General features: G+C 40.1%; 5 protein-coding genes. 4 read left to right on the plus strand and 1 reads right to left on the minus strand.

All coding sequences use genetic code 11. From position 1 onward, the window contains the following. Positions 1 to 60 precede the first annotated feature (60 nt). Positions 61 to 1,740: a glycerol-3-phosphate dehydrogenase gene (gene glpD / locus AC33VI_RS15140; RefSeq protein ID WP_491783099.1), complete on the minus strand. Its 1,680-nt coding sequence runs from the start codon at positions 1,738 to 1,740 to the stop codon at positions 61 to 63. Positions 1,741 to 2,317: 577 nt separating this feature from the next. Between glpD and sppA the strand changes: the two genes are divergently transcribed. From sppA to AC33VI_RS15160, 4 genes are all read left to right on the plus strand, one after another. Continuing rightward, the gene (sppA, locus tag AC33VI_RS15145; protein ID WP_491783100.1) at positions 2,318 to 4,129 is read left to right on the plus strand and encodes a signal peptide peptidase SppA; all 1,812 of its coding nucleotides are present in this window, start codon (positions 2,318 to 2,320) and stop codon (positions 4,127 to 4,129) included. Positions 4,130 to 4,142: 13 nt separating this feature from the next. After that, positions 4,143 to 4,655, plus strand: a complete 513-nt coding sequence (locus tag AC33VI_RS15150; protein WP_491783101.1) for a thermonuclease family protein — start codon at positions 4,143 to 4,145, stop codon at positions 4,653 to 4,655. Between the two features lie 3 nt (positions 4,656 to 4,658). Next, positions 4,659 to 5,486 (plus strand): inositol monophosphatase family protein, encoded by an 828-nt coding sequence (locus AC33VI_RS15155; RefSeq protein ID WP_491783102.1) that lies wholly within the window; start codon positions 4,659 to 4,661, stop codon positions 5,484 to 5,486. A gap of 249 nt (positions 5,487 to 5,735) precedes the next feature. Then, positions 5,736 to 6,530 (plus strand): DUF3747 domain-containing protein, encoded by a 795-nt coding sequence (locus AC33VI_RS15160; protein ID WP_491783103.1) that lies wholly within the window; start codon positions 5,736 to 5,738, stop codon positions 6,528 to 6,530. Positions 6,531 to 6,916: the final 386 nt, after the last annotated feature.

Below are 6,916 nucleotides of genomic sequence, written 5' to 3' on the forward strand. Positions count from 1 at the left end.
AGAGAGATCTAAGTACAATACCTCACTACCCCATCACCTTACGACCTTACTTTTATAACTCTATGCAGTAAGTAATGATTTAGAAATTTGATAATCGGGAATGCAATTATGTTCCATATAAAAACGGTATTCATTACAAGCGCGATCGCATTGTTCGTAAGTCCAACCGCAATATTTTTGCAAAGTCTCTGTAACTGTAGGCAATAAATCCATACCGTAGTCACTATTCATGGCTAAGGTGGTACGACGGCGCAAAATATCCACCATAGTTTGGGCTAATTCCGATTCTACGGCATAGACTATCTGAGCTTTAATATCAGGGAGATTGGGCGAAATTGGCTCTCTTAATTCTGGGTTGTCTTGAGCTAGAGGTAAGATTTCTAAAGCTTTTGCCCCATAGCTAAAGAACAGATAGTCGATAGTTTTCACCGAAAGGATCGAACTATATTCGGCGATCGCTTCTTGAATGCGAGGATCGCTGGGTAAAATGCAGCCAGGGAGGGGTTGGGAGTCAGTACGACAGGGTTTGGAAGCTCGTTTGGTGCGTTTGAAAATTTCATCGACCATTTCTTCTCCAACATTACGATAAGTAGTTAGTTTCCCTCCAATCAAAGTGAGGAGATTATTGACTCCTTCTTTAGTATGGTCGAAGATAATATGTTTGCGGGTAATGCTGCCTGGTTTTTTACCTTCTGAGTTGGGTAAAGGACGAACTCCAGAATAAGTGAAAATTACATCTTCTCTAGTTAAATTGGCAGTGGGGATAATATTATTTGTCTCTTGCAATAAATAATCTATCTCCTCATTGTTCGCTTTAATGTTTTCAATATCCTCTTTGTAGGGTATGTCTGTAGTACCAATGAGATATTTACCCAACCAAGTTAGGATAAAGAAAGGACGACCGTCGGATTTTGCTTCGACATAAAGACTACTATCTGGCGCGCCAGGAAAAGGTTCTACAACAATATGACTGCCTTTAGTTCCGCCATTCTTTTTGCCATCGCCGATAGTAACTTGGTTTCCTGCTTTTTGTCCTCTTTGACACAGGCGATCGATCCAAGGACCCGCAGTATTAATCACCACTGCATCTTTGCTTCCTTTAACCGTAAAGCTTTCTCCCGTTAATTTATCCTGGCAAACTAGTTCTTCAATTCGTTTATCTTCCAGTTTTAGTTCCATAACTTCTGCATAGTTTAAAACTGTTGCCCCAGCTTCTTGGGCAGCAAGCACGTTTTCCAAACACAAACGTTCGGCAAAAGTTACTTGTCCGTCATAATATTGCGAACCACCAGCTAAGTTCTCTTTATCTAAAGAACGAAAGATTTGCTCGAATTTCCCTTGGGTTAGCATTCGATGGGAAGGGAGGGTTTTATCAAAACTAAAAATATCATAAAGGATCATTCCCGCCCAAATTTTCCAATAAGGACGAGAGCGATCGCGATATATTGGAATAGTTAATTGTAAAGGATTTACCAAATGAGGTGCTGTGCGTAACAATACTTCTCTTTCTTTTAAAGATTCTCTAACCAGAGGAAATTCAAAATATTCAAGATAGCGCAAACCCCCGTGAATGAGACGACTAGACCAACTAGAACTTCCACTAGCGAAGTCATTCTTCTCAATTAAAATTGTTTTTAAACCCCGCAAGGCTGCATCTCTCGCGACACCCGCACCATTAATTCCTCCACCGATAACGATCGCATCGTAGTTTGTTTGTTGAATTTGAGCTAAGTCTCGCATAAAAATAAATATTCAGATTGTGGCAATTTTTGCTTTTCTATAACTTAGCTAATGTTTCAATTTCTATCCTATTAAAAACAAAGATCCGATAATTTTTTAAGGAACTATTTAAGATCTGAATTTAAGTTCCCCTCAAACCATTCAGCACATTTCAGTGGGAAAATGTCTATAATAGTAAATGTTGTAGAGAGTTTTTATTCAATGGTTGGAAAGCAGAAGAATAAGCTTGTATGTATAGTAAAGTTAGCCCTAAAAGCCTGAAGGAGCTTTGAGTGAAATCATATATAGGGCTAACAACCATTAATATAAAATTAAACTGTGACTTTCTTGTGACAACAAGATGAATTTTTAATGACAAATCATCTGACCTCGCTCAAAAATAAACAACACGAATCGGTGAGTTGATGATACATCTTTTTTAGAGCAGCCTAAAATAAAGGATTTAACACCTCTCTAGCACTACAATTAAGACAATCCTTTATTGATGATATAGATTGGAAAGATTGCGGGAACTATAACAATAGATAAGCCTTTACTGCATTTTATCTCCAATTATCAACTTACATAAATCACCACAATGCGTCAATTTTTGAAACAAACCTTTGCCAGCACCATTGGTAGCATGGTGGGTCTATGCTTATTTTTAGTCTTGGGGGCTAGCGGACTAACGCTGTTACTTTTTGCTGCGGTGGGAGATGAAGAATCTCCAGGAATTAAAGATAAATCAGTATTGGTATTCGACCTATCTACCCAAGTAAGAGATTCCAAACCCGCTGCTAATTTAGCTCAAGCCTTTTCAGGCAAAAAACAAGAGATTATTACTCTCCGTCAAATGCTTCAGGCAATCGATCGCGCTGCCAAAGACGATCGCATTACCGCTTTATTCTTAGATGGCAGACGGGGAACTAGTCCCAATGGTTATGCAACCATGGAAGAATTGAGGGCTGCATTAGAAAAATTCCAAGCTACGGGCAAAAAAATTATTGCTTATGATGTAACTCTCAGCGAGCGAGAATACTATCTATCTTCCCTAGCAGATGAAATCGTGGTCAATCCCATGGGGACGATGGAATTGAATGGTTTAAATTCCAAACAAATGTTTTTCAAAGGTGCGTTAGAAAAATATGGTGTAGGAGTGCAGGTAATTCGAGTAGGAGATTACAAATCTGCTGTAGAACCTTATCTTCGTTCCGACTTTAGTCCCGCCAATCGAGAACAAACTAAAGCCTTGTTGACTGATTTATGGAGTAAATTTCTGAATACCGTAGCCGATAGCAGATCCTTAAAAATAGATGAGCTACAAAAAGTCGTCGATCGCCAGGGATATATCGACCCCCAAGATGCGCGAGATCTGGGCTTAATCGATCGCGTGGGTTATTACGACAATGTGGTCACAGAATTAAAAAAATTAACGGGAGAGACAGAAACCAACGAAGCAGCCGAAAGTTTCCGACAAGTAGACTTAGGTACTTATGCCAGTCGCACCATTCGCCCTCCCGAGACTGCGGTTATGGCAGAACAAAAAATTGCTGTAATCTATGCAGAAGGAACAATTGTTGGGGGAAGAGGGAGTATTGAAACCATTGGTAGCGATCGCTTTGCCGAAGTATTTCGAGAACTCAGAGAAGACGAAAAAGTTAAAGCTATAGTACTTCGAGTTAATAGCCCTGGCGGTAGTGCGACGGCTTCAGAAGTAATTTTGCGAGAAATTTTATTAACTAAGAAGAAAAAACCTGTAGTAGTTTCCATGGGTAATGTGGCTGCTTCGGGGGGTTATTGGATTGCCGCAGGGGCGAATCAAATCTTTGCCGAGGAAAATAGCATTACTGGTTCGATTGGGGTGTTTGGTTTGTTATCTAATATCCAACAAATTGCTAACAATAACGGGGTTACCTGGGATGTAGTCAAGACGGGAAAATTTGCTGATATTAGTTCTAATGTTCGACCCAAAACCGAAGCAGAATTAGCCATCTATCAAAAGTCTGTGGATAAAACCTACAGACTATTTTTAAGCAAAGTGTCTCGCTATCGCAATTTACCCCAAGAAAAGGTCAAAGAAATCGCCAAAGGGAGGATCTGGTCGGGAAAAGAAGCCGTGAAAATCGGTTTGGTAGATGAAATTGGCGGTTTGGAAAGTGCGATCGCCTATGCTGCTGGGGAGGCTAAATTAAACCAGAATTGGCAAATACAAGAATATCCCCAACAAAATCGTTTTGAAACCGAACTAGTCCAGCGTCTTTTTGATGTCAAGCTGCTAGAATCTCAAGGTCAAATAGATCCTCTAACAGCAGAATTTCTCAAACTCAAACAAGAATTAGCCATTCTTCAAGAATCTAACGATCCAAATGGAGTTTACGCCCGTCTGCCCTTTGATTTTGAAATTGATTGATTTGTTCGACAAGATGAACTATCTCAGATGCTTAATTATTTTCTGCTTTTCTCTTCTACTCTTTAGTTGTAATTCAGATCTAAACCAAGATAATTTAATTTCTGCTGAAGTAAAACGGGCGATTAGCGGTCAAACTGTAGAAGTAACTTTACCAGAAGAATATTCAACAACCAAAGTCAGAATCATTGGTATAGATGCTCCAGATTTACGTCAATCTCCCTGGGGCAAAACCGCCCAAACTATACTATCAGAACTAGTTGTGGGAAAAGTAGTCGCACTAGAGATAGAAAATAATGATCCTAATAATCCTTACAATCGCATTTACGCCCATATCTGGCAAGATAACAGTTTGATTAGCGAAAAATTAATCAAACAAGGTTGTGTACTGGCAAACACGAAATATCCCCACTCATATAGTAAGCTGCTTATAAATGCCCAAGAGTATGCTCGCTTGATGGGTTATGGAATTTGGAATCCCCAACAACCATTACGGGAAACTCCCAATCAATTTCGTTCAAAAAAATAAATAATGACTCAACCTACCCAAGAACAATTACAAATTTTCTTAGATGTTGCCACCGAATCAGTTTTAGCTGCGGGGGCAATTCTTAAAGATCGTTGGGGTAAATTAAATGATATCCAAGAAAAAGGTCGCCCTGGCGATTTGGTAACAGAAGCAGACAAGCTAGCAGAAGCAGAAGTTTTAAAAGTACTCAATCGTCATCTTCCTCACCACCAAATTTTAGCGGAAGAGTCGGGGGCGTTGGGTAATACCGACAGTGAATATTTATGGGCGATCGATCCTTTAGATGGCACGACTAACTACGCTCACGGCTTACCTTTAGCTGCTACTTCGGTAGGCTTAATCGTGAATGGAATTCCCACGGTGGGGGCAGTTTACAACCCTTTTAGCGATGAATTATTTCAGGCTGCTAAGGGTTTGGGTGCTACTCGCAACCGTCGTCCGATTCAAGTATCGAACACCGCAGAATTAAGTAAAAGTCTTTTGATTACTGGCTTTGCCTACGATCGCCGAGAAACTAATGACAATAACTATGCTGAATTTTGTCATCTGACTCATTTAACTCAAGGGGTTCGTCGTTTAGGCTGTGCGTCAATGGATTTTGCTGGGGTAGCTTGCGGACGACTTGACGGCTATTGGGAAAGAGGAATTCAACCTTGGGATATGGCAGCAGGAATCGTTATTTTAGAAGAAGCTGGCGGGAAAGTTACTGCTTATGATGGTAGTCCTTTAGATATTAGTTCGGGTCGGATTTTGGCTACTAATGGTTTGATTCACGATAGTTTAAGTCAAGCATTATTAGCAACTCCTCCTCTTTCTAGTTGGAAAGCATAAAGGCAAAATCAAACTAGATATGTAATCAAGATCCTACTGGGCTTCATAATTTATATGTAGTATGTAAATATCTTGTAAAAAAATGTATGTGGATTGCATTTTTTTAGGTTATCTTACGTCTATAAACAGTAATCACTTTGAGTTTTTTTCAGTGCTTTATGCTATCTACTAGAATTCTAGAAAACTGCTTGAATATTCAAAGTAATACATATTATTAAATACAAAGCCTACACTACCCAATTACTAATCATGAAATTATCTCTTCCTATTGCCCTAGCAACTGTAACTACTATTGGTATGAGTGCGATCGCACCTATGCAAGCTAAAGCAACTCAATTTGATGAATTTGCTGTAGACCAAAGTAAATTTGTGGCAGTTGCCGTTCCTTTTAACTATAGAAGATACAAACTAGCAATCATCGAACAAGTTCCTGGAGCAAAATCTTGTTGGAGTGAATCTGGTAGCAATCCTACTGTGGTTGATTTAAAACTGCTTAGTTTTGACCATACTGATGATTGTCTCAAAGCAGTCGATACCAATGGCTATTCCCTGAGAATCAACGGTCAAGATGACAAAGTAGCTTACCTCCTCAATTTGGTAGAAAGAAACGGACAGTTAGAGTTGATTGCCGATCACCAAGATCCATCTAAACCCGATTTAGTTATTGGGAGTACCAATGGTTTGCGAGAAACTCCCATGAAAATTAGTTTAGATACTAACTGGCAGTTTACCAAACGTCTTTATGAAGGGGATGCAATTCAGCATATTTATCTGAGCAACAATCCCAATCCTCAATTCTTGGAAGACGTTGCTACTAGACCTACTACCAACCTTCCTGGCGAACCTGCGGGAACATCGAGCAATCCTACTCCTCAACCTCTACCTCCAGCAGAAACGGTAGCATCTCAACCAGCACCCATAGATGAAAATACTGTAGAAGGATTGATCGAGAAATATTTACCTCGTCTCAGTCAAGCTATTTACGACACTTACAATAGTTTATTTTCTGCTCCCAGTGGCAGTCAATCTTCACCCAAAAATTAATCCCATTTGACTGATTATCATCTTCATCAAAGTAAAGATATGGCTCTGGATCTGAAGTTTGCTTCAGATCTAGGGTTTTTATTTTGTTTGACTCACAATCGTTGCCATAAGTACCTAAGCAGAATTAGTTACACATTTGGGAGACGGGGAGACTGGGTCAATACTGTTCGGATAAGCCATGAAATCAAGGGGTTGAGGGAGGGTGTTGGGTGTTGGGTGTCGGGGGTTGGGGTCATTTCTTCCCTACACCCTACCACCTAAATTCGAGACCCCCTAAAGGGTTCGACAGTTCCTTCAACGGGTCACAGACTCCTTCGGATTCGGCACTTTTCTCAAGTCGGGGAACCCGCCCACCGAAAGTGCCTCACCGCAACGGACTGTCTCAC

It is taken from the genome of Waterburya sp., from assembly GCF_058530065.1.

Coding starts and splice junctions, on each gene's coding strand:
- glpD (WP_491783099.1), bottom strand. CDS start 1,740: ATGCGAGACTTAGCTCAAATTCAACAAACAAACTACGATGCGATCGTT.
- sppA (WP_491783100.1), top strand. CDS start 2,318: ATGCGTCAATTTTTGAAACAAACCTTTGCCAGCACCATTGGTAGCATG.
- AC33VI_RS15150 (WP_491783101.1), top strand. CDS start 4,143: ATGAACTATCTCAGATGCTTAATTATTTTCTGCTTTTCTCTTCTACTC.
- AC33VI_RS15155 (WP_491783102.1), top strand. CDS start 4,659: ATGACTCAACCTACCCAAGAACAATTACAAATTTTCTTAGATGTTGCC.
- AC33VI_RS15160 (WP_491783103.1), top strand. CDS start 5,736: ATGAAATTATCTCTTCCTATTGCCCTAGCAACTGTAACTACTATTGGT.